The 567-nt window shown below is 53.4% G+C and carries 1 protein-coding gene; it reads right to left on the bottom strand.

Annotated features, from left to right (window positions below):
• On the bottom strand, positions 1 to 378 hold a 378-nt coding region (locus ACP7BV_RS27755), incomplete at its 3' end, for a YqhA family protein (protein WP_426108141.1).
• Between the last annotated feature and the right edge of the window lie 189 nt (positions 379 to 567).

Raw genomic sequence — 567 nt, 5'->3', positions numbered from 1 at the left:
CTGGTCCGGATGGCCGTCGAGGTGCATGCGCGAGACAAACGTTTCGTAGCCGCCCACGATCACCATGATTAGCAGGTTTGAAATCATGACCACGTCGATCAGGCCCAGTACCACCAGCATGATGGTCGCTTCATTGAGCTTGGTAGGCCGCACGGCGCCCGGCACCGTGACGGCATCGAAAATGTGCTGCAATGCCGCTGCATTGCCCATCGCTGCGCCGATCAAATCCTTGAGTTCTACCCAGAAATGAAATACGTACACGCATTGCGCCAGGATCAGGCCCAAGTAGAGCGGCAACTGCAGCCAGCGGCTCATGAAGATCAGGTTGTTGAGCGGAGTAAGCTTGGGAGGGGTGGTCGGCAAAAGAGGGTCAGACATGAATGAATAGCTCCGGCAGTCAGGCAAAATTGTGATGCGTCATTTTAACCGAGCTTTGTTGCACTGCGGCTGAGCCAGCAAAGTTGACCAATCTTTGATCTGGATCAAGCCACAAACTGGAAAGTGAAACATTGGTAAAATCGTCAAGCTCTATACTTCTGCCCGCACAGGAGTGATGCTGTACCATCG

The sequence above is a fragment of the Massilia sp. TSP1-1-2 genome (genome assembly GCF_049896185.1).
GTDB lineage: Bacteria > Pseudomonadota > Gammaproteobacteria > Burkholderiales > Burkholderiaceae_D > Telluria_A.
This window is presented reverse-complemented; position numbering and strand designations above follow the sequence as displayed.